Origin of the sequence: Bacteroides sp. 14(A) (genome assembly GCF_000526555.1) — a bacterium.
Taxonomy (GTDB): domain Bacteria; phylum Bacteroidota; class Bacteroidia; order Bacteroidales; family Bacteroidaceae; genus Bacteroides; species Bacteroides cellulosilyticus.
The window spans coordinates 924,290-947,908 of record NZ_JAGH01000001.1 but is presented as its reverse complement, the minus strand read 5'-3'; the positions used below and the strand labels follow the sequence as shown (position 1 = coordinate 947,908).

General features: G+C 43.3%; 18 protein-coding genes and 1 tRNA gene. 13 read left to right on the top strand and 6 right to left on the bottom strand.

Features of this window, described 5'->3' with window-relative positions; genetic code table 11:
- The first annotated feature begins 12 nt into the window (after positions 1-12).
- From K429_RS0103245 to K429_RS0103210, 8 genes are all read left to right on the top strand, one after another.
- Complete coding sequence (locus tag K429_RS0103245) at positions 13-1,308, top strand: DUF4861 domain-containing protein (RefSeq protein WP_025726030.1); 1,296 nt, start codon at positions 13-15, stop codon at positions 1,306-1,308.
- An 11-nt stretch (positions 1,309-1,319) separates the two neighbouring features.
- Positions 1,320-3,392 (top strand): beta-galactosidase, encoded by a 2,073-nt coding sequence (locus K429_RS0103240; protein WP_025726029.1) that lies wholly within the window; start codon positions 1,320-1,322, stop codon positions 3,390-3,392.
- A gap of 66 nt (positions 3,393-3,458) precedes the next feature.
- Positions 3,459-5,777 (top strand): glycoside hydrolase family 3 N-terminal domain-containing protein, encoded by a 2,319-nt coding sequence (locus K429_RS0103235; RefSeq protein ID WP_044096452.1) that lies wholly within the window; start codon positions 3,459-3,461, stop codon positions 5,775-5,777.
- Positions 5,778-5,790: 13 nt separating this feature from the next.
- Positions 5,791-6,942 (top strand): glycoside hydrolase family 105 protein, encoded by a 1,152-nt coding sequence (locus tag K429_RS0103230; protein ID WP_025726027.1) that lies wholly within the window; start codon positions 5,791-5,793, stop codon positions 6,940-6,942.
- A gap of 426 nt (positions 6,943-7,368) precedes the next feature.
- On the top strand, positions 7,369-9,099 hold the full coding sequence (gene lysS, locus K429_RS0103225; RefSeq protein WP_025726026.1) for a lysine--tRNA ligase: 1,731 nt from the start codon (positions 7,369-7,371) through the stop codon (positions 9,097-9,099).
- A gap of 96 nt (positions 9,100-9,195) precedes the next feature.
- Positions 9,196-10,191 carry an NAD(P)H-dependent glycerol-3-phosphate dehydrogenase gene (locus tag K429_RS0103220; protein ID WP_007210337.1) on the top strand — a complete coding sequence of 332 codons (996 nt, stop codon included), beginning with the start codon at positions 9,196-9,198 and terminating at the stop codon, positions 10,189-10,191.
- 160 nt (positions 10,192-10,351) lie between these two features.
- Positions 10,352-11,689 carry a glucose-6-phosphate isomerase gene (locus K429_RS0103215; RefSeq protein WP_007210335.1) on the top strand — a complete coding sequence of 446 codons (1,338 nt, stop codon included), beginning with the start codon at positions 10,352-10,354 and terminating at the stop codon, positions 11,687-11,689.
- 101 nt (positions 11,690-11,790) lie between these two features.
- A complete protein-coding gene (locus K429_RS0103210; protein WP_025726025.1) occupies positions 11,791-12,519 on the top strand; it encodes an HAD family hydrolase in 729 nt (242 codons plus the stop codon).
- Positions 12,520-12,559: 40 nt separating this feature from the next.
- Here K429_RS0103210 and K429_RS0103205 read toward each other — a convergent pair whose 3' ends face one another.
- The gene (locus K429_RS0103205; RefSeq protein WP_025726024.1) at positions 12,560-12,904 is read right to left on the bottom strand and encodes a helix-turn-helix domain-containing protein; all 345 of its coding nucleotides are present in this window, start codon (positions 12,902-12,904) and stop codon (positions 12,560-12,562) included.
- 468 nt (positions 12,905-13,372) lie between these two features.
- On the opposite strand from K429_RS0103205, the gene K429_RS0103200 reads away from it, so the two are divergent.
- Positions 13,373-13,660, top strand: a complete 288-nt coding sequence (locus tag K429_RS0103200; RefSeq protein ID WP_007210331.1) for a UpxY family transcription antiterminator — start codon at positions 13,373-13,375, stop codon at positions 13,658-13,660.
- 65 nt (positions 13,661-13,725) lie between these two features.
- On the opposite strand, the gene K429_RS0103195 is transcribed toward K429_RS0103200, so the two are convergent.
- Positions 13,726-13,798, bottom strand: a tRNA-Arg gene (locus K429_RS0103195).
- A gap of 204 nt (positions 13,799-14,002) precedes the next feature.
- Here K429_RS0103195 and asnA point away from each other — a divergent pair.
- On the top strand, positions 14,003-15,040 hold the full coding sequence (gene asnA, locus K429_RS0103190) for an aspartate--ammonia ligase (protein ID WP_022210140.1): 1,038 nt from the start codon (positions 14,003-14,005) through the stop codon (positions 15,038-15,040).
- 146 nt (positions 15,041-15,186) lie between these two features.
- Positions 15,187-15,849, top strand: a complete 663-nt coding sequence (locus tag K429_RS0103185) for a uracil-DNA glycosylase (protein ID WP_007218939.1) — start codon at positions 15,187-15,189, stop codon at positions 15,847-15,849.
- Between the two features lie 136 nt (positions 15,850-15,985).
- Here the strand turns inward: K429_RS0103185 and K429_RS0103180 are convergent, their stop codons facing one another.
- From K429_RS0103180 to K429_RS0103170, 3 genes are all read right to left on the bottom strand, one after another.
- Complete coding sequence (locus K429_RS0103180; protein WP_025726023.1) at positions 15,986-18,769, bottom strand: putative LPS assembly protein LptD; 2,784 nt, start codon at positions 18,767-18,769, stop codon at positions 15,986-15,988.
- A 79-nt stretch (positions 18,770-18,848) separates the two neighbouring features.
- Complete coding sequence (locus K429_RS0103175; RefSeq protein WP_025726022.1) at positions 18,849-19,385, bottom strand: HD domain-containing protein; 537 nt, start codon at positions 19,383-19,385, stop codon at positions 18,849-18,851.
- Positions 19,386-21,104, bottom strand: coding sequence for a glycosyltransferase family 39 protein (locus tag K429_RS0103170; protein WP_025726021.1), 1,719 nt, complete (start codon positions 21,102-21,104; stop codon positions 19,386-19,388).
- A gap of 86 nt (positions 21,105-21,190) precedes the next feature.
- Here K429_RS0103170 and K429_RS0103165 point away from each other — a divergent pair, with 86 nt between their 5' ends.
- Both K429_RS0103165 and K429_RS0103160 read left to right on the top strand, forming a co-directional pair.
- The gene (locus tag K429_RS0103165; RefSeq protein ID WP_025726020.1) at positions 21,191-21,571 is read left to right on the top strand and encodes a GtrA family protein; all 381 of its coding nucleotides are present in this window, start codon (positions 21,191-21,193) and stop codon (positions 21,569-21,571) included.
- A gap of 50 nt (positions 21,572-21,621) precedes the next feature.
- Entirely contained in the window at positions 21,622-22,575 is a 954-nt protein-coding gene (locus K429_RS0103160; protein ID WP_007210314.1) for a glycosyltransferase family 2 protein, read from the top strand.
- Here K429_RS0103160 and K429_RS0103155 read toward each other — a convergent pair.
- Complete coding sequence (locus K429_RS0103155) at positions 22,572-23,540, bottom strand: hypothetical protein (RefSeq protein WP_007210313.1); 969 nt, start codon at positions 23,538-23,540, stop codon at positions 22,572-22,574. The genes K429_RS0103160 and K429_RS0103155 overlap by 4 nt on opposite strands.
- Between the last annotated feature and the right edge of the window lie 79 nt (positions 23,541-23,619).

Sequence of the window (23,619 nt, the reverse complement as noted above, 5' to 3'; positions counted from 1 at the left end):
AACAGAAGAATCATGAATATAAAATATCATTTCATAGCGAGTTGTTTACTCCTGTCAGGAGGATTGGCAATCCTGACAGGTTGTAACTCTCCGCAGAGTTTAAAGGAATTTACCGTGAAGAATCCTTTGGATATAAATCGTGAAGACGAAGCACTGGTATTGACCCGTGCACAACTCAATCCGACAGACAAGCTGCTCAAACCTGTGATAACCAACGGACAGGGAGAATATATTCCTTGTCAGCTGGACGACCTCAACGGAGACGGAGAATGGGATGAACTGGCATTCGTATATACTTTTTCCCCTTCCGAAAAGACCCGGTTAAAAGTGGAATGGCTTACTCCGGAGAAATATCCGGTATTCGCCCCTCGCACGAATGTCCGCTATGGTAAGATGACCTCCCCCGGAATTATCGAAGAACTGTCCCGCGACTCACACGATAAATACAACCTTCCACGAGGAAGTGAGATGTATCCTTATCAAATGGATGGTCCTGTCTGGGAAAATGATAAAATGGGATTCCGCCAGTACTTCGATGGCCGTAACTGTTGCGATGTTTTCGGTAAAAGAATATCTGAAATGGTGCTGGATACAGTGGGAATCAGTCCGGAAGGACATCCGGCAAATACATACCAGGTAGTACGCGAATGGGGATGCGACATTCTGAGTGCAGCCAACTCATTCGGTTTGGGCGGACTTGCCATGCAGACTCCGGACAGCCTGGCACGCATGGGTGTCCCCGCAAGTTATACCGAAGATGTTATCGACTCCACCTACTACGAGCTGGTTACAGAAGGACCGGTCCGCTCCATCATTCGTTTGACATACAAAGGATGGCAAATAGAAAATAACAAGATAGATCTTTACGAAGAAATCAGTATATGGGCAGGAAAATACGGGTATGAAAAGAAAATCAGCACCACTACCCTACCCGGAAATTACTTCCTGGTAACCGGTATTGTCAACAACCTGAATACGCAACCTTTCACGGAAGAAGAATATGAAGGGAAACAGCATGCCATGCTCACCCATGACAAACAGACCGTAAACGGAAGTTTCTATTTCGGCATGAGTTTATTGGTACCTGTTGACAATTTGATAGAAACCTTCCATACACCGGAAGAAAACGCAAATATTATAAAAACCTGGTGCGTCAAAATGAAACCTGACGCAAACGGACTCTACAATTACCGGGCTTATGCAGCCTGGGAGTTGAGAGACAAACAGTTCCGGGAACGGGAGGCATTCATCAACCTGATAGCCCATGAGGCATTATGCATCAATCATCCCATTATCATTCAGCTATAAAAAATAGAGCTATGAAGAAGTTACTGATCAGCTGTCTGGTCTTTTTAGGCGGTTTCATTTCAGTTCATGGGCAAGTTTATACAGGAGCTGCCTATTATCCGGAACATACCGATAAAGAGCAAGTTGAAAAGGATGCACGTCTCATGAAGGAAGCGCATTTCAACATAGCCCGGATGGGTGACTTCGCCTGGCATAGTATGGAACCTAAAGACGGAGCCTTTACGCTGGAATGGTTAGATCATGCTATCCGGACACTGTCACAGCATGGCATACAATCTCTGTTATGTACCCCTACTGCCGCCATACCCAAATGGATGCACGATGCACACCCCGACATCATGATCATGGGAGCAGACGGTCAGAGGAAGCCCTATGGACGCCGACGCCATGCCTGTCTCAACAACGAGGATTACCGCCAATACTGCACACGCATTACACGCACCTTGGCGGAACGTTATAAAAACAATAAATCCGTCATCGGATTTCAGATAGATAACGAACTGGCAACCGAAGAGCCCTATTGCTATTGTCCTGAATGCCTGAAGAAATTCCAGTTATGGCTGAAGAAGAAATATCAGACTGTAGAAGCCTTAAATAAAGCCTGGGGAACCGTCTTCTGGAGCGAAACATTAGATAACTTCGAACAGGTATGGCTCCCCCGCAGGATGGATAATCCGGGTATTTATCTGGATTATCAACGGTTCTATTCGGATGTAGCATTAGAATTCTTCCGTATGCAACGGGATGTGGTTAAAGCCGTAGCTCCGGGCATGACAGTGACAACTAATATCGGAGGAAGTGGCTTTGTGACCACCATGAATCTCTATGAACTGGCAGATGAATGCGATGTCCTGTCGTTCGACAATTATCCTGTAAATGTAACTTTGGAACATCTCTATGGGAATGACATCGGACACCCTTTCGATCCTGCCATGACATCTTTTGCCATGCAGATAATACGAGGAGGCAAATCACGGTCTATATGGGTGCCGGAAGCACAGATCGGACGTACGGCCCTTACACAAAAGGAGATCGTAAAAGAGGGATATCCCCGTTTATGGAACCATCAGCAACTAGCTTACGGATGTCGTTTATCCACTTTCTTCCCCTTCCGTTCTTTCGATTCCGGACACGAGCATCTGATGGCAGGAGTCATGGAATCCGATAATGTAAAGCGAAGTAAATTCTACGAAGCACAACAGATAGCCAAGGAATTACAAGAGATTTACGCCCGGACAGGTGAAATGTTGCCGATAGCTAAAGCTGCAGTAATCCGTGATTTCCAAATGGATTGGACTTTCGAGAATGGTTATACATTCTGCCCCGACCTTAAATACCTGCGTGAAGTATATAAGTACTATCATGCTCTGCGCTCTCAATCAATTATGGCTGATGTTATCTCATCTCAGGCAGATTTGAGCGGTTATAGTTTGATTGTAGTGCCTTATCTGGCCATTGCTTCTCCTGATTTTTGCCAACGCCTGGAAGAAGCCGCCCGGCAAGGTGCTACAATTCTTCTAACTTGTATCAGCGGGGTACGTGATATTCATCTGCACAAGACGGATGCTTTGGTCACCTCCCGTCTGCAACAACTGGCAGGCATCGAAGTGAAAGGGCAGGAAGCACTGTTCGGACGAAAAAGTAATACTTTAACTTATGGAGATCAGACCGGTCAATGCCATTTCTGGTTCGACCAAATAGAAGTAAAGACGGCTTCTCCGACAGCTTCATTCAGTGGAAATTACTTTAAAGGCTATCCTGCCATCACTTGCAACAAATATGGAAAAGGAATCGTGTACTACGTGGCTACCGTACCTGAACAAAGCATTGCAGACAAACTTATGAAAGAAGTTGTCAGTAACTCTTCCATAAAGGTTCCAGCTCAATGTAACCATCCGCTGGTAGAGATTGCCGGACTGAAAGATACCAACGGTAAGCAATATATTTATATCGTTAATTTCTCAGATGAAGACCAGATAATAGAATTCAAGATCCCGGTTCTGAACATCATGACAGGAAAGAAATACCCTGTATCTGCCTCTGTCAAGGCAATGGATTATTTATTAGTACAAGTAAATCAATAAATATTTATCATGAAGAAACTGTATTTATACAGGCTGAACAGCCTTATACTCCTGGCATGCACCAGCATGGCCGTATGGAGCGCTCCACCTAAAGATATATACCGAAAAGGTTGGATCGACTTCAACAAAAATGGGAAAATGGACATCTATGAAGACCCTTCCGCACCTATGGAAGAACGGGTTAAAGACCTGCTTTCGCAAATGACTCTGGAAGAAAAGACTTGCCAAATGGCTACCCTTTACGGTTCGGGACGTGTCCTGGAAGATGCACTGCCGGAGGAACACTGGAAACAGGCATTATGGAAAGACGGAATCGGAAACATTGATGAAGAACATAATGGATTAGGGACATTCGGTTCTGAATACTCTTTCCCCTACAATAAGCACGTGAAAGCAAAACATGAAATCCAACGTTGGTTTGTAGAAGAAACCCGTTTAGGAATTCCTGTTGACTTCACCAATGAAGGTATACGAGGACTGTGCCACGACCGCGCTACATTCTTTCCCTCACAGAGCGGACAAGGAAGCACCTGGAATAAAGAATTAATAGCACGCATCGGCGAAGTGGAAGCCAAAGAAGCGGTTGCTTTAGGCTACACCAATATCTATTCTCCCATTCTGGATATCTGCCAGGATCCCCGTTGGGGACGTTCTGTGGAATGTTACGGTGAAGATCCCTATCTGGTAGGACAATTAGGCAAGCAAATGATTCAAAGCTTGCAAAAACACCGCTTAGTCTCTACCGTCAAGCATTTTGCGGTATATAGTATCCCGGTAGGAGGACGAGACGGGAAGACACGTACCGACCCTCATGTGTCGCCACGCGAAATGCGTACGCTTTATCTGGAGCCATTCCGGCGTGCCTTCTGCGAAGCCGGAGCGCTGGGAGTGATGAGCTCATATAACGACTACGATGGAGAACCGATTACAGGCAGCCACCACTTTCTGACTGAGATTCTCCGACAGGAATATGGCTTTAAAGGTTATGTAGTATCCGACAGTGAGGCTGTCGAATTCATAACGACTAAGCATCACGTAGTCTCAAATGAAGTTGAAGGAGTGGCACAAGCCGTAAATGCCGGTTTGAATATTCGTACTCATTTTACCAAACCGGAAGATTTCGTACTCCCTTTACGTCAGGCTATAAAAGAAGGAAAAGTATCTCCGGAAACGATTAACAGTCGGGTTGCCGATATCCTGAGAATAAAATTCTGGTTGGGCTTGTTCGACAATCCCTACCGGGGAGACGAGAAACAAGCGGAGAAGATAGTGCACTGCAAAGAACATCAACAAGTCGCTCTTGAGGCAGCCCGTCAATCATTGGTTTTATTGAAGAATGAGAATCAACTGCTACCGCTAAAGAAAACAGTGAAATCCGTAGCTGTCATCGGGCCGAATGCAAACGAACAGACCCAACTTATCTGCCGGTATGGTCCGGCAAATGCACCGATCAAAACAGTTTATCAAGGCATCAAAGAGTTACTGCCCGAAACAGAAGTCGTTTATAGAAAAGGATGCGAAATCATAGACAGCCACTTTCCGGAAAGTGAGATATTGCCTTTCGAAAAAACAACGGAAGAACAGCAAATGCTGGACGAGGCAGTTGCCGCAGCCCGCAATGCGGAAGTGGTGGTGCTTGTTTTGGGTGGTTCTGAACTGACAGTCCGCGAAGACCGTTCACGCACCAGTCTGGATCTTCCGGGACATCAACAAGAGCTGATGCAGGCTATACACGCAACCGGAAAGCCCACTGTACTGGTTCTGCTCGACGGACGTGCTGCCACCATCAATTATGCCAATCAATACATACCCGCCATTCTGCACGCATGGTTCCCGGGAGAATTTGCCGGAACGGCTATTGCGGAAGCATTGTTCGGAGATTATAATCCGGGCGGACGTCTGGCAGTGACCTTCCCGAAATCAGTGGGGCAGATACCATTCGCTTTCCCCTTTAAACCCGGTTCCGACGAACCCTGTGAAACAGCCGTATACGGTGCGCTGTATCCCTTCGGCTATGGACTGAGCTATACAAAATTCAGTTATAAGAATCTACAGATAACACCCGAAGAGCAAGGTCCGCAAGGAGAAATCACGGTTAGTTGTGAAGTAACCAATACCGGAGACCGTACAGGTGATGAAGTGGTGCAACTCTATCTCCGCGATGAAGTGAGTAGCGTAACGACCTATATGAAAGTATTGCGTGGCTTCGAGCGGATCACATTAAATCCGGGTGAAACGAAAAAAGTAACTTTCATACTGACTCCCCAGGATCTCGGTTTATGGGACAAGAATAATAAATTCGTTGTAGAACCGGGAATGTTCAAAGTCATGATTGGCGCCGCTTCAACCGATATTCGCTTAGAAGGAAAATTTAATATCAAATAAAAGAAATAGTATCATGAAAAAGAATTTCATCACATGTGTAAGTTTCTTGAGCATTATGTCGCTCTTTTCTTGTTCGTCAGAAAAAGAATTTAATAGATGGGGAGACAAACTTACCCAGTATGTAGTAGAAGAATATATGCCTGCAAAGGACTATATCTGGAACTGGAACGAAGCCGTATTCTTGAAATCCGCCGTTGTACGTTGTGAGAATAATATAGATAAAGGCTATCTGTTTCCATACATACAAACAGCTGTCGACTCCACTTTCGGGGACGCCAACGGTCATCACCCGAACGCTGTTATCTCCGGATTAGGACTGGCCTATCTGGCACAGACCACCGGTGAAAGCCGATACAAAGACAAAGCTTATGAGATTTTCGAACAATATAAGAATATCCCCAGAGCCACCAACGGAGGTGTGTCACACAGAGAAGAAGTGATTGAATTATGGGATGATACCGTATATATGGTAGGCGAGTTCCTGATGCAGATGTACAAACTGACAGGCAACAAAGAATTCCTCCTGGAAGCCATCTCCCAATTGAAAAAGCATGCGGAGAAACTGGAAGATCCGGAAACCGGTCTCTGGTATCACGGTTGGGACAATGATACAATTCCTTCGCAGGACCCTTGCTGCCAACCCGGTTGGGCGGAAAATCCCAACCGCAGAAACAATGAGTTCTGGGGACGCGGCAATGGTTGGATTCTAATGACTCTGGTAGATTTAATGGAACTTCTTCCCGAAAATGATGAAAACTATCCGTATCTGAAAGCATCTCTCACACAGAAAATCAATACATTATATCCATTGCAGGATGAAAAGACGGGACACTGGTATCAATTGCCCATCTATCCGGGAGAAGAAGGGAACTTTATAGAAAGCTCAAGCACTGCCATGTATGCCTATGCCGCAGCAAAAGGCATTGCACTGGGAATATTACCCGCCGACAAGTATATGCCTATGATAGACCGTGCTTATGCCGGTTTGGAAGCAAACAGTCTGCAACCTGTAGGGAAGTACCTGAAAATGAAAAACATTTGTGACGGTACCTGTATCGGTGATAAAGATTATTATTATAACAGAGGCATTGTAAACGAAAGAGCTTATGCTTTCGGAATAGCCGCCATGTTCTATGATCAATACCATCAACTGACAGCAAAGTAGATTTCGCCCATTAGCAACATACAAATCAAACGATAGCCGGGCTACCCTTCGGTGTGTGTGAAAAACAGTTCAAGACTGATCCTACCATCAATGCCATTGATGCCTATCATCAATGGCATTGATGGTAGGCATCATCGGCATTGATGATAGCCTCTGTCGTAGGGGAAGTTTAGCTCACCGATTTGCTTATACCGGCAGACTCCTTACCTCATCTGATTTATAACAGTATTACAATAAGCCCCTCTCCTTCAGCAAGACCGCATAAACTCTGTCAGTGGAGTGTATTCTGTTCATTAAGACAGAAAACATTTTTGAATAACAGCGCACACGTTAGCCCTAAACTTTTCCTAATTCTCCCCTCCTTCGTGCCATTATATGAAAAATGTTTCGTATTTTTGCCCCCAAATTGTGTTAATGTACAACGAAATGAATGTATTAGAACTAAGTGAACAGGAAATCATTCGACGTAATAGTATGAATGAACTTCGCGCGATGGGCATCGAGCCCTATCCCGCTGCAGAGTATGTAACCAATGCTTTCTCCACTGATATAAAAGCAGAATTCAAAGATGACGCTGAACCTCGCAAAGTATCCGTAGCCGGACGTATGATGACACGCCGCGTGATGGGTAAGGCTTCGTTCATTGAATTGCAGGACTCTAAAGGTCGCATTCAGGTATATATTACCCGCGACGATATCTGTCCGGGAGAAGACAAGGATCTCTACAACACTGTATTTAAACGCCTGCTCGACTTAGGCGATTTCATTGGAATCGAGGGTTTTGTATTCCGTACCCAAATGGGCGAAATCAGTATCCATGCCCAAAAGCTGACTGTACTGGCAAAATCCATCAAACCGTTGCCTATTGTAAAATACAAAGATGGTGTAGCTTATGACTCCTTTGAAGACCCCGAACTCCGCTATCGCCAACGTTACGTTGACCTTGTAGTGAATGACGGCGTAAAAGAAACATTCCTGAAACGTGCCACGGTTATTAAGACCATGCGTGCCGTACTGGACGAAGCCGGCTACACGGAAGTGGAAACTCCGATTCTGCAATCCATCGCAGGTGGAGCAAGTGCCCGTCCTTTCATCACTCACCACAACTCACTGAATATGGATCTGTATCTGCGTATCGCTACCGAGCTTTACCTGAAACGTTTGATCGTTGGTGGTTTTGAAGGTGTGTACGAAATCGGAAAGAACTTCCGCAACGAAGGTATGGACAAGAACCATAACCCGGAATTCACCTGTATGGAACTGTACGTACAATATAAGGATTACAACTGGATGATGAGTTTCACCGAGAAATTGCTGGAACGTATCTGCATTGCCGTGAACGGCAGCGAAGAAACTACCATCGACGGTAAGACCATCAGCTTCAAGGCACCATACCGCCGCTTACCCATCCTGGACGCTATCAAGGAAAAGACAGGTTACGACCTCAATGGTAAAAGTGAAGAAGAAATCCGCCAGGTCTGCAAAGAACTGAAAATGGAAATTGACGACACCATGGGTAAAGGCAAGTTGATAGATGAAATATTCGGTGAATTCTGCGAAGGCACTTTCATTCAGCCTACTTTCATCACTGACTATCCTGTTGAAATGAGTCCGCTGACCAAGATGCACCGCAGTAAACCGGGACTAACCGAACGTTTTGAACTGATGGTGAACGGTAAAGAGCTTGCCAATGCTTATAGCGAGTTGAACGATCCCATCGACCAGGAAGAACGTTTCAAAGATCAATTGCGATTGAGTGAAAAAGGAGACGATGAAGCAATGTTCATCGACCAGGATTTCCTGCGTGCCCTGCAATTCGGTATGCCTCCCACATCAGGTATCGGTATCGGTATTGACCGTCTGACGATGCTGATGACAGGCAAGTCGTATATTCAGGAAGTACTGTTCTTCCCGCAAATGCGCCCCGAAAAGATCACTCCGAAAGATGCTCCCGCCAAATATATGGAACTGGGCATTGCCGAAGACTGGGTACCCGTTATTCAGAAAGCCGGCTACAACACAATAGAAGATATGAAAGATGTGAATCCGCAAAAACTGCACCAAGACATTTGCGGTATTAACAAGAAATACAAACTGGAACTGACCAACCCGTCGGTAAACGACGTAGAAGGCTGGATTGAGAAAATTAAGAATTAAAGAATTAAAAATTAAATAAGAAGATTAAAGATCGAATGAGGGAAAGGAGTTTCCTTTCCCCCTTTTAATTTTTAATTATTAATTATTAATTTCGATATGAAACTACCCGGAAAGATAGCCATAATGGGCGGAGGAAGCTGGGCTACAGCCATTGCAAAAATGGTACTTGCTCAGGCTGAGTCGATTAACTGGTATATGCGACGAGATGATCGTATAACCGATTTTAAACGACTGGGCCATAACCCTGCCTACCTGACGGGCGTCAAATTCGACATGAAGCGCATCAACTTCAGCTCTAATATCAACGATGTAGTAAAAGAGTCTGACACGCTGATATTTGTCACCCCCTCCCCCTATCTCAAAGCTCACCTGAAGAAGCTGAAAACGCGGATACGGGATAAATTCATCATTACTGCTATAAAAGGAATCGTACCCGATGACAATCTGATCGTATCGGAGTACTTCACAAAAGAATACGGCGTTCCACCCGAAAATATTGCTGTACTGGCAGGTCCCTGCCATGCGGAAGAAGTAGCCTTAGAACGTCTCTCTTATCTCACCATCGCTTGTCCGGACACAGACAAGGCATGTACCATCGCCCGCCGCCTGGCCAGTTCATTTATCAAAACATCCGTCAGCAATGACGTAGCCGGTATAGAATACAGTTCTGTACTGAAAAACGTGTACGCCATTGCCGCCGGTATCTGTAGCGGTCTGAAGTACGGTGATAATTTCCAGGCGGTATTGATATCCAACGCTGTGCAAGAAATGAACCGTTTCCTACAAACAGTACATCCGCTGAACAGAAACGTGAATGATTCTGTTTATTTAGGTGATTTGTTGGTGACAGGATATTCCAACTTCAGCCGTAATCGCACGTTTGGTACTATGATTGGTAAAGGGTATTCTGTAAAAAGCGCGCAAATAGAAATGGAGATGATTGCCGAAGGATATTACGGTACAAAGTGTATCAAGGAAATCAACAAGCATCACCATGTCAATATGCCGATACTGGATGCTGTCTATAACATTCTGTACGAACGCATTTCACCCATGATAGAAATCAAGTTGCTGACTGATTCGCTAAGATAATCTCTCCCTTAACTCCTCTTCCGCAAAGAGGAGAATAAAGCCAGAGTTGCGATATAAAGAAAAGAATATTATAAATAAATCTTATAAACCAAAAGTAACTCAAGCCTACCTTTTCCACAGGGAAGGAGGCAGGTAAGAGGCTTTTAAAACCTAGAATATTATGATTAGTTTGAACATCGAAAAGACTTTTGGATTTATCTCCAAAGCATCTGTTGCTGCTTACGAAGCTCAGGTAAAAGCTGCGCAGGAAGCATTGGAAAACGGTACCGGAAAAGGTAATGACTTCCTGGGCTGGTTGCACCTCCCCTCATCTATCAGCCAAGAGCATTTGGCCGACCTGAAAGCTACTGCACAAGTTTTGCGCGACAACTGTGAGGTAGTAATCGTAGCCGGCATCGGCGGAAGCTATCTCGGCGCACGTGCAGTCATCGAGGCTTTATCAAACAGCTTCACTTGGTTGCAGGAAAAGAAAACTGCTCCTGTAATGATCTATGCAGGACACAATATCAGCGAAGATTATTTGTATGAACTGACTGAATTCCTGAAAGACAAGAAATTCGGCGTCATCAATATCTCCAAATCCGGAACTACCACCGAAACCGCTCTCGCTTTCCGTCTGTTGAAAAAGCAATGCGAAGACCAACGTGGTAAGGAAATGGCAAAGAAAGTTATCGTTGCCATCACAGATGCCAAGAAAGGCGCTGCCCGCATCACTGCTGATAAGGAAGGTTACAAATCATTCATCATCCCCGATAATGTGGGAGGACGCTTCTCTGTACTGACTCCGGTTGGTTTATTGCCGATAGCGATAGCCGGTTTCGATATCGAGAAATTAGTAGCCGGTGCTGCTGACATGGAAAAGGCTTGCGGTGTGAATGTTCCGTTTGCCGAGAATTTGGCTGCGCAATATGCTGCTACTCGTAACGAGCTGTACAAGAATGGCAAGAAGATCGAAATCCTTGTAAACTTCTGCCCGAAACTGCACTATGTAAGCGAATGGTGGAAGCAATTGTACGGAGAATCTGAAGGTAAGGAAAACAAAGGTATTTTCCCGGCAGCTGTAGACTTCTCTACTGATCTGCACTCTATGGGACAATGGATTCAGGAAGGTGAACGCACCATCTTCGAAACCGTAATTTCTGTAGAGAACGTAAACCATAAACTGGAAGTTCCTTCTGACGAAGCAAATCTGGACGGTCTGAACTTCCTTGCAGGTAAGCGCGTGGACGAAGTAAACAAAATGGCTGAACTGGGTACCCAGTTGGCTCATGTAGATGGTGGTGTGCCCAACATGCGTATTATCATCGAGAAGCTGGACGAATACAATATCGGTCAGCTACTTTACTTCTTTGAAATAGGATGCGGTATCAGCGGTTATCTGCTGGGCGTGAATCCGTTCAATCAACCGGGCGTAGAAGCATACAAAAAGAATATGTTTGCATTGCTGAACAAACCGGGATATGAAGAAGAGTCAAAAGCTATTCAGGCAAGACTCTAGGTAAGAGTCAGTTAACCATAGATAAACGAGGTGTGGATGAATTTAATCATTCACACCTCGTTTTTTTGTTGTATCTTTGCAGATATAAAACAATAGGTATTATGTTTCAAGAAGCAATTTCCCGCTATCTTCAGTCCAGCGGGTACTCCAGAATTCAATTGAAATCCGTCCTTTTCGATATGGACGGTGTATTATTCAATTCCATGCCTTACCATGCCGATGCCTGGCACAAGGTAATGGAACGCCATGGATTGCACCTGAGCCGTGAAGAAGCTTATCTGCATGAAGGACGAACCGGAGCTGCTACTATCAATATCGTCTATCAACGGCAATATGGAAAAGATGCCACTCCCGAAATGATACAGAGCATTTATGCAGAAAAGAGTGCAGAATTCAACAGTAACCCCGAACCGGAACGTATGCCCGGCGCATGGGAAGTACTACAGAAAATAAAGTCGGACGGACTGATACCGATGGTAGTCACTGGTTCCGGACAACACTCACTATTAGACCGCCTGTCGCATAACTTCCCCGGCATGTTCCGTCGCGAACTGATGGTAACTGCCTTCGATGTAAAATATGGGAAACCACACCCGGAACCTTACCTGATGGCTTTACAAAAAGGAGGATTAGCCCCCAATGAAGCTATCGTAGTAGAAAATGCGCCTATGGGCGTACAAGCCGGTGCAGCAGCAGGTATATTTACAGTAGCTGTCAACACAGGTCCCATTGACGGACAGGTCTTACTAGATGCCGGAGCAAATGTATTATTCCCGTCCATGCAGGATTTTTGCGACAATTGGGAGAACTTACGTAAAGCGTTCGAATAAAGAAATCGGACGCTTTACTATTTATGGAAAAGAAAATATTTTATCTCAATAGTTCACTGATTTTTTTCCTTAAATTTAACTTTATTATTTCATCAGGTTTTAACTCAAGCTCTATCAAAATCTTGGCAGTAGAGAGTTTATAAGCTTCATTTTCCCTATCATAATTCATCTGTTCTTTATCGATAGAATAGAGCAGGGCAAAATCATAATCTAAAGCTTTTGAAACATTATATAAAGTATCTGTATCAATACTTTTTCGTGTCAACATATAGTCAACACTCTGAGGCTTAACTTGCAGTCTCCTTGCAAGTTCAGCCTTTGTCACCAGTTTTTCAACCATGACATTTTTTATAACTTCACCGATGTATATAGTAGTCTTTTCCATTTCCATGAAGGTACGATTTATTATCCAAACCTAGAGGAAGTGAAATAAAAATTTATCTGTCCTGTAATACCTATTTATTCACAATTCACTTGTTTTATCAAATAAATTGTGATACTTTTGTCGCAGAATGATATAAACAATAAATAATCAAATTACCATGACTCTACTGATTCTTATTCTTATAGCGATTCCTGTTTGTATCTTGACAATTCTATTATGGATATACAATGATTATAAAAAGTACAAAAGACAGAATTGCTTCTTGATTTTATTGTTTTTGGCTTTACCTGCCACTATACAAGCTCAATACACAGACAAAAATTGCTGTGTAAGCTCTAAATGGCATGAAAATCCAAAAGAAATATTAGAGCATACGGCTGGAAGTTTCACCACTTCCCATGGTTGTTGACAATAAACCACAATTCTTCAATACCTTCAATTTTATCATTACGCCAATCAAAATTGATTATGATACTCCAAGACATTAAAAGCCGCCTTAACGAAACGCGAAACTGGTACATTGTACTGACATTGCCCCGAAAAGAAAGAAAAACCAAAGAAACTTTGGAAAATAAAGGCATGATAACTTATCTCCCTACCATTTACGTAAAACGCAGATGGAAAGAACAAGTAAAAGAAATACAGATTCCCGCTGTAAACAGATGCGTATTTATTTACGCTACCGGTACAGAACTAGAGGGACTAAAAGGAATATATCCTACTCTTCCGATAGAAATGACGGAAGTAGGACATTAGAGTTGACTTTACAACTGGAAAGGGAAAAAGGGGGACACCGTGATGGTATCCCCCTTTTTGTTGTGTGACCCCGGTGCGATTCAAACGCACGACCTTCAGAACCGGAATCTGACGCTCTATTCACTAAGCTACGGAGCCTTAAATGCGGGGACAAAAGTATAAAAAAATCGGGCACATTCCTAATGATTTGTCTTTTTTTACAGTAAAAGCCTATAAATAAGAATATTATTTTGAGAGCCACAACTGGTTAATAAGAAACAAATTGCTCATAAAATTAGCCAAATACGATGCAAATATAAATATTATACCTATATTTGCCGGACAAAAACATAGTACACACTTATGAGTTATCTGATAAAACCAGAGGGTTATAAACCCTTATTGGACTTAAAACAAACAGAATTAGGAATCAAACAGATCAAAGAGTTCTTCCAATTGAACCTTTCATCGGAATTACGTTTGCGCCGCGTCACAGCCCCGCTTTTCGTATTGAAAGGTATGGGTATTAATGATGATTTGAATGGCGTAGAACGTGCCGTATCATTTCCTATCAAAGATTTGGGAGATGCGCAAGCCGAAGTAGTACATTCTCTTGCCAAATGGAAGCGATTGACATTGGCAGACTATAATATTGAATCCGGATATGGTATTTATACGGATATGAATGCCATACGCTCAGACGAAGAGTTGGGAAATCTCCATTCTCTCTATGTAGACCAATGGGACTGGGAACGTGTCATCACTACCGAAGACCGGAACGTGAACTTCCTGAAAGAAATTGTAACCCGTATTTATGCAGCCATGATACGTACAGAATATATGGTGTATGAAATGTACCCTCAGATTAAGCCTTGCCTGCCTCAGAAGTTACATTTCATTCATGCGGAAGAGTTACGTCAACTTTATCCGAATCTGGAACCCAAATGCCGCGAACATGCCATTACGAAAAAATATGGTGCTGTATTCATTATCGGTATTGGCTGTAAACTAAGCGATGGAGAGAAACACGACGGACGTGCCCCGGACTATGATGACTATACCACAGAAGGGTTGAATGGTCTTCCGGGCTTGAATGGTGACCTTTTATTATGGGATAATGTATTGCAGCGCAGCATTGAGCTATCATCCATGGGTATCCGTGTAGATAAGGAAGCCCTGCAACGCCAGCTGAAACAAGAGGGAGAAGAAAAACGACTGGAACTCTATTTCCATAAACGCCTGATGAATGACACATTGCCCCTTTCTATAGGTGGTGGTATCGGTCAATCACGTCTTTGTATGTTCTATTTAAGAAAAGCTCATATCGGCGAAATTCAAGCCAGTATCTGGCCGGAAGATATGCGTGAAGAATGTAAAGAACACAATATTTACTTGATTTAATATCCAGGTACAAATAGAAAAGGCAGAGATTTTATGATTTCTGCCTTTTCTGTTTATCTCTGTTCGAAGAAATAAAAAGAATGCTCTATTACAGAAATCAGATTAAAATTGTATCTTAGCATCCGAAACTTTTAACACACAAAATTATGAACGTTCAAATAGAAGAAAGTTGGAAAGCACGTTTGGAACCGGAATTTGAAAAAGATTATTTTCATACACTAACGGATTTTGTACGGGAAGAATACAGTCATTATCCGATATACCCTCCGGGAAAGCTCATATTCAACGCTTTTAATCTTTGCCCATTCGATAAGGTGAAAGTAGTTATCATCGGTCAGGATCCTTACCATGGTCCCGGACAAGCTCATGGTTTATGCTTTTCTGTGAACGATGGAGTTCGTTTCCCTCCTTCATTGATTAATATATTCAAAGAAATAAAAGATGATATTGGTACAGATGCTCCCACCACTGGAAATCTGACCCGTTGGGCCGAGCAAGGTGTCCTGCTCCTGAATGCAACCCTAACTGTCCGTGCCCATCAGGCAGGTTCTCATCAGAACCGCGGCTGGGAGACTTTTACGGACGCCGCCATACGTGTCCTTGCCGAACAGCGTGAACACCTCGTATTCATCCTCTGGGGATCTTATGCACAGCGTAAGGGTGCATTCATTGACCGGAGCAAGCATCTTGTTCTGACTTCTGCGCATCCCTCTCCCCTGTCTGCCTACAATGGTTTCTTTGGAAATAAGCATTTTAGCAGAGCGAATGCCTATTTGAAAGAACATGGAGAACAAGAAATAGCATGGTAAAAAGCAATTCCTAATCAGAAATAAAGATATCCCCTTCTACACTGAAGCATTCCGATAAATAAATCGTTTCAACAGTATAGAAGGGGATATTTTTTATGAAAAAGCAAATGCAGTAAAAGGAATATCAAATGGATTCTTAATACCATTTAATATTAGTCTGTGTCTGACTCTTCTTATCATATTTCAAGTCTTGCAGAATGCTGGCATTGGCACGGATAACGAAGCTATAGTACTTCCATGTACCAAATGGAGAAAGACTGGCAGACATACTAAAACAGTGCAAGTCACGCGTTATATTGAAAGAAGTCTGCACTATCTTTTTAGCATTAAAGTCATAACCGGAGTTGAAGCTGACTGCCCACTTATTGGAAATCTTAACATTACCATTAATATTAAGCGCATTCAGACTAAACTTATACGGATAACGCATGCTCTCTCTGTTGATTGGTCTGGAAGTATCTTCTGTTATATTAAAGCCTGTACTCAGATTTATAGACCAAGGCATTTTGAAAACCTGATAACCGTCATCATCTACAGCAGCTTTTTCCTTCTTCCGCTTGGTAGGCGTATTACTTGTTCCCGCATCATCAGTTTCGTTACTTTCACTGTCCGCATCAGTCTGTTCGTTTCCTTTTCCATCATCCTCACTCTTCTCTCCGGTAAAGAATGCTTTCCACTTCTTCCATGTATCGTTATTAAGCGTGTAACTGAAAGAGTTCCCATAGCCTTGGAAACGTCCAAAACGTCCGTAAGACCACTCCGTGCGGTCACTCGTTACAACCCTACCGTTTTTATCAAAGGTATAAGCATAAGTAGCAAAGACTGAACTCATACTAAAGGTATAGTTCTTACTCAATTTCAAACGCAAATTTAATGTCAGGTTACTCCATGGACGCACCTTAGCAGCCGTATTATAAGAAATACTCGCACCCAACTCATCAATCAGGCTGACCTTGCGTATTGAGTCATTCTTATCCTTATATTTCATTTCCAAGTTATTGGATATCTGGAATGAAATATTTCCAGATTTTCCTTGTCCAGGCACTCCGAACATTTGTCCGGCATATGGAGAATAAGTGATCGTATCTTGTGTTCCATCAGCATTGGGTTTAATATAAGTATCATAGTAACCATAGCGGGAAGAACCAAAGTCAGGAGCTGCACTGATACTGACAGAAGGAGTTATGACATGTCGAATCTGTATTTCCTTTTTCTTCATAAACAAAGGTTTATACATACCATAAATTTTTGTATTAACACCCAGACTGGCACTATAGTTATATACTCGATGGAAACCATAAATAGTATCAGTTTCTACTTCCCGCCCACTGGTACCTATATTTGGATCCCAGTCTTTCATCACCTTACGTGTATACCAACGCTCCGTATAACTCACCGATGGAGTTACATTGAAGTACTTGAACAATGTAAACGTAGCGCTGATAGGTATTTCATGTTTCATTCCGTTCTTCCAGTCCTTCACCAGATTGGATTTGAACAGAAGATCATCTTTCGTAGTAATGCTGTTAGAAAGGCGGCCACTATAGCGAAGAGAAATCTTCTCATACCATTTCTCATTACCTACAGCATTTTTCCGTTTGAAAGGAAAAATAGTACTCAAGGTAATGTTCAAATCCGGTAAAGTTACGGCAATCGAAGAGTCCTTCATGTTTTGTGCAATATTACCGGTAGCTGCAATAGAAAGTTTCTGATCGGGGAAGTTACGTGAATAGCTGACACTGGATGTTTTGGTATTCTGCGTCATAGCCTGCGAATTGTACATATTACCGATATTAGTACGCTCATAGCTACTGGACGAGAAGTTCACACTGGCCGAGAATGACGAATTTGGGCTGGCTTTGGGATCCTGGCGATGTGACCAAACAACTTTGAAGTCTTTTGCTACTGCATAGTCATCCAAGCCTTTATCACCGGTTTTAGTCACCTGATAACTAGCTTGAAACAGACCGGAGAATTTATAACGAACATTATAATTGGTTTCCGCATTCAAAGCCCAGGAACCTTTTGTAAAGATATCACCGCGCAGCTTCAAATCCATCTTATCGCTGATAGCGAAATAGTAACCGCCATCCGTCAAACCAAATCCACGGGTAGAGTCATCCATATAACTTGGCATGATGAAACCCGATGAATAACTACTGGAGAAAGGAAAGAAGAAAAACGGTACGGCAAGAGGTAGCGGGACGTCCTCAATAACCAGATAAGCAGGGCCCGTCACTACATTTTTCTTGGGGCGTACTTTGGCATAGGTCATCTGCATGTAGAAGTGAGGATGATCGTGATTATCACAGGTAGTATAACGGCCACTCTTCATGTACAGCTCATCGTTCATACCCTTCTTAGCATTATTACCAGTCACATACCCTTCGCCTTGCTGACTGACTACATTACTGATCAGCCCCTTTTTACTCTTAAAATTATACCGAATCGTATTCGTCTCATAAGGTGTATCGCCATCTTTGAAGACCGGTCTTCCTTTTATGACTTTTAATGAGTCTTCCACACCATGGGCAAAAACCGTACTACTGTCCATATTCATAGTAATCACCTCGGCAGCCAGCTCTATCTTCTGATAGTTCACCTTCCCATCTCCATATAAATTGGCAATGCCATTCTGAGTGAACACAATAGAGTCAGTAGCTTCATAAATCACCGGAGCATCCAAAGGCTGCTTTTTCTTACCGGCAGGCTGCAATTGTATCGTATCGTTTTGCAGAGTATCTCCCTTCAACAAAGTGTCTCCTCTTTGTACACCTTCTATATTAAAGGTATCTGTCCGCTCGCTTCCTGTGGGAACAGTTCTTCCACGCCGACGTTGCGAAAAAGCCTCGCCGGAGAGCAGGAGTAAGACAAGTAGTAGTATGAATGATATGAATGTATTTGCTTTCAATGGCGTAATCAACTTATAGTTTCCGCTTGAAGGGGCAAAAGTACGTAAATTATACGGATAATCTCCCTTTTTAAAGAAATTTAGATTGCTACAAGAACTGTTCGCACCAGCGATCAAAACGTTTCAAACCTTCATTGCCGAAATTAGAAAGACTTTTTCGGGCTTTCTCCACTGTTTTTTCCCGCTCCAGATGAGTCTTGGAATAAAACTTATCGGCAAAGCAAACGACTTGCTCTTCCAGGCTAACCGGGAGCATATCCCGATGAGGTACTGGCAGCTTTTGCGAAATAATATCGTCCAAAGATAGCCCTGCACCCGTATGCCTTTCACATACCAATGCATGACGGGGATATCCTTCCTGACGCATCAGATCCGCCCCTAAATAGCCATGACAGACATAGGGCTGATCTCCAAAACAGAAGATACCCGGAGCATTAGTCAGAAAGATGCCTATATCATGCAGCATGCCGGCTTCATATAAAAAGTCTTTATCCAACTGAAGCTCCGGATGGTGATCAGCAATTGAAAGAGCCTTCTCGGCCACCAAACGACTATGCACCAACAAGATGTGTTTACGTTCATTATCCTCCGGATAATATTTATCGATGATTGTAACGGGTGACATTTATTTCTTTTTAAACTTATACATATAAATCTCATCACGCAAATCGCAACTGCGCTTCTTCGTAAGGAAAATCTCTTCAAAGTCGTATGTATTTCCAAATTCTTCAAACAACAGTTCTTTTCCTCTCTCCGGCAAAACAACATATCCCTCACCGGACGGCAAATCCTTCTCAAAATGACGCATCTGATCATTCATATAAAAGTTTGCACAATAGAAGCTCATGCCATCATATGAGTAGACTGTTCCCTGCGGCACATATTCCCTGATTTGGTTAACCAGGTGCTTGTCCGATTTAACTGCCAACACTGTAGGTTGATAGACCCCATCCAGAGAAACAAAAAGACAAAGCATACATCCGGCAATACTATATAATAAGGAGTAAGCGCCGGTCCGCTTCGCTACTCCCATCCATGTGCAGGCAGCCGCTATCAAAGGAAGCGCCACCAGACACCATTTAGGAATAGACAGAGAAACCGCTTCCAAAGCATGCATAAAAGATACATTTTCAGCAGCATGACGGCCGGTTCCAAAAAGACTATCCGGTATCAGTCCTAAACGTACCGCTATGAAAGTTACCGTAAGTATCAAACACAGAGACGCAAATATATGTGCAGAGATTTTAAACACTTTTGCCCCACGCTGCACCAAAGCCAATAAATATTCAGCTATCAGCACTGCCATAAATGGATAGATGGGAAGCAGATAAACGCTACGTTTACTCTTGGGGATGCAATAAAATATGAAAATAAAGAGAATTACCACCCATGTGAACAATTGTAAGGGCGACTGTGAACGGAATTTTTTCCAGGCTTTCCCGATACGTTCGCCGAAAGATGTCCCCTCAGGTAACACACGCATGTTTTTCCACTTCAGTCCAAAGAGAGAGATCAGCAATACCAAAGTCCAGGGTATCCAGCCCCAGATAACAGTCAGGAAATTATACCATATCGGATTCTCATGTGATCCGTAGGACATCTTTCCCATGAAGCGACCGGTATTCTCTTCCAACATTAAATCGACAAAAGACTGTCCGCCTTGTGCATAAGCCGCGCCCGCCCAGGCTGCATAAGGAATCAGAGAAAGGATTCCTACAAGCAATAACAAGAAGAATGTCTTCCAGAAAGAACGTCCACGCAACAATTGGTAAAGACCGATACAGACACATGGGAATATAGAACCTACCGGTCCTTTGGTCAATGTGGCACAGCCCATCAGTAAAACAGCCAGCCAGGGAATACCGCGGCACTCCTTCTCATCCCAACGAAACAGCAAACACAATGAAATAACAATAAGCGACACTTGCAACATATCTACACGGCACGCCACCGCTGCCCGGTGTACTTCAAAAGAAGACAGAAGAAGAATAGAAGTCAGAAAAGCCGTTTTTACCCCTTTACGTTTTGCTATAAAAGAGAAGAACACCAACTGCATAGCCAGGAATGCAATAGCAGACGGCAGACGGGATGAATACTCTGACACTCCTCCAAAAAGGGAAGAGATGGCAGCGATGGCCCAGTAGAGGAAAGGAGGCTTATAAGCTATGTCGGTACCATAATTCACCGGAAGTATCCAGTTACCACTCTCTAACATAGAAAAGGCAACAATGGCCTCACGTGGTTCCCCTTTAGAATAGAAAATGGTTTCTCCCAGAAAAGGGAGTATCACAAGCATACTGAGTAGCGCTATAAACCAGAACGCTTTCTTCCTATCATCTGACATATATTTCTGTTTTTAGTGATTTCTGTGCGCAAAAGTACGAATTATTCTGCAACAATCCCTAACTTTGCCTTCTCAATTCTATGAATATGAAGAGACTGAAAAAACTGCCGGAATTTATTCGTTTCATTATGGTAGGCGTCTTTGCAACCGCTCTGCACTATGGTTTATATTTTATATTCCAGCGATTCATCAATGTAAATATAGCCTACAGCATAGGCTACATACTCAGCTTTATTGCTAATTTTTATCTGACAGCCCTTTTTACCTTCGGAAAGAAGCCATCTTGGAAGAAAGCTTTTGGCTTCGGGGGAGCCCATCTGATCAACTATATCCTACATATAAGTTTACTGAATCTGTTCCTTTGGTTAGGCTTTTCCAAACCCTTCGCCCCCATACCGGTATTTACCATCGCTATCCCGGTAAACTTCCTGCTAGTGAGATTTGTTTTCAAATACAAAGAAAGATAATTTGTTTTTCTCCCGATTTCTTACGAATATTGCAAAAAGAATAATTGATTATGGAAAAATCTCCAGTACTCGCTATCGTAGTACCTTGCTACAAAGAAGAAGCTGTATTACACGAAACACATAAAAGACTCAGTCTCCTATTGGATAAACTGATAGCAGAACGACACATCTCTCAGGATAGTTATATCTTATATGTAAATGATGGCAGTACAGATCAGACTTGGCCTATCATCAAGGATTTACACCAAAATACCCCCTATGCCTGTGGGCTGAATCTAGCCGGAAATGTGGGACACCAAAATGCACTCATGGCTGGACTGAATGCCGTCAAAGAACGATGTGATGTCGCCATTTCCATAGATGCCGACTTGCAAGATGACGTCAACGCCATTCCCGAAATGCTCGAACGCTACCGAGAGGGATGTGACATTGTTTATGGTGTACGCCGGGAACGTAAAACCGACACTTTCTTCAAACGTAGCACTGCCCTCGCTTTCTACAAGTTGATGAAAATAATGGGAGTAAAGTCGGTTTATAACCATGCGGATTATCGCTTGATGAGTTGCCGTGCTATCCAACAACTTTGCCGTTTCCGCGAGCGCAATCTCTATTTGCGCGGGCTGGTGCCTCTCATCGGTTACCAAACCGCCTGTGTTTACTATAATCGCGACAAGCGTTTTGCCGGAGAGTCGAAATATCCATTCAAGAAGATGTTAAACTTTGCCATCGACGGAATCACATCTTTTTCTGTCAAACCTGTCCGCATGGTTTTCTGGCTGGGCTGTATTTTTATACTGATAGCCGTATGCGTCACCATCTGGACGCTACGCGCTTACTACTTCCACGACACTGTGCCCGGATGGTCATCTCTGATGATTTCCCTCTGGCTGGTAGGTGGTACAATATTGGTATCCCTGGGAATTGTAGGCGAATATATCGGTAAAATCTACATTGAAGTAAAGAACAGGCCAAGATATAACGAGGAAGAATTGCTGTTGCGTTAATGTTGCGCTTCTTCCTCTTCCCTCTTTCTCTTTTTCCATAGCTGCCAGCTATTGATCAGATTCTGCCACAAGACATAAGATCCCGGTCCCACGGAGGAAAGTGGATTCAGATAAGTATATGCCATCCAGATAGCAAGAACCGTATTTTTCTGTCCCAGTGCCTGCCCGCCACTGATACGGTCATTATAACGTCCACCTATATTCTTACCCAGAAAGAATTGCAGGCAACAAGCCACTAATCCGGCAAAGGCTATCAGTATTTCCACTGAAACCGGTGCATCACTGATTGCTAGGGAACGAACAGTTTGCCCGGATACAATAGCAAGCGCTACGCCCCACAAATAAAAAGCAAGATCATGGAAACCCAATAAAAAATGGTGCACACGGGGCATAAACACTCTCAGAAACCACGCCAGGAAGAAAGGGAACAACAACAACGGGAACACTTTACTCAGGATTTTCAGGAAAGCAGCAAAGAAAGTCATGTCAGCATGAGGCTCCACTAACGGAAAAACCAAAGGAACCGCTACTGCCGCCAGCAAATTAGACAATAAGGTATAAGTAGTCAACGTAGATGCACTGCCTCCCAACTTGCCAGTGATGACAGCCGCTGCAGTCGCAGTTGGACAAATCACACAAACCATCGCCCCCTCAAATACTTCCCGATATATTTCATCCATCGGACAGCATACCAGCAAAGCGGCAATTGCCAGACATGAAATTGTCTGAAACAGCAGCAACCAGCCATGCCATGCTTTAGGTTTCAGTTCATTCAGTTTTTCCACTTTACAAAAAGTAAGCAACAGTTGGGCAAAGATCAGCAGTGGAGTAATATACGCAATCAAATCATTAATATATGGTTTGGTAGGCGCCAAGAAAGGGACATTTGCGAGAATAAAGTATCCCAAAGTACCTGAAAGCATCGCCAGTGGCAATGTCCAGTTCTTAAGAAAACGAACTAACATACCTTTTTTCTATTTAATTTGCGGGTGCAAAGTTAGTCTGTTTTAAAGAAATCTCTCACAAATCCTGGGGAAAAGTAAC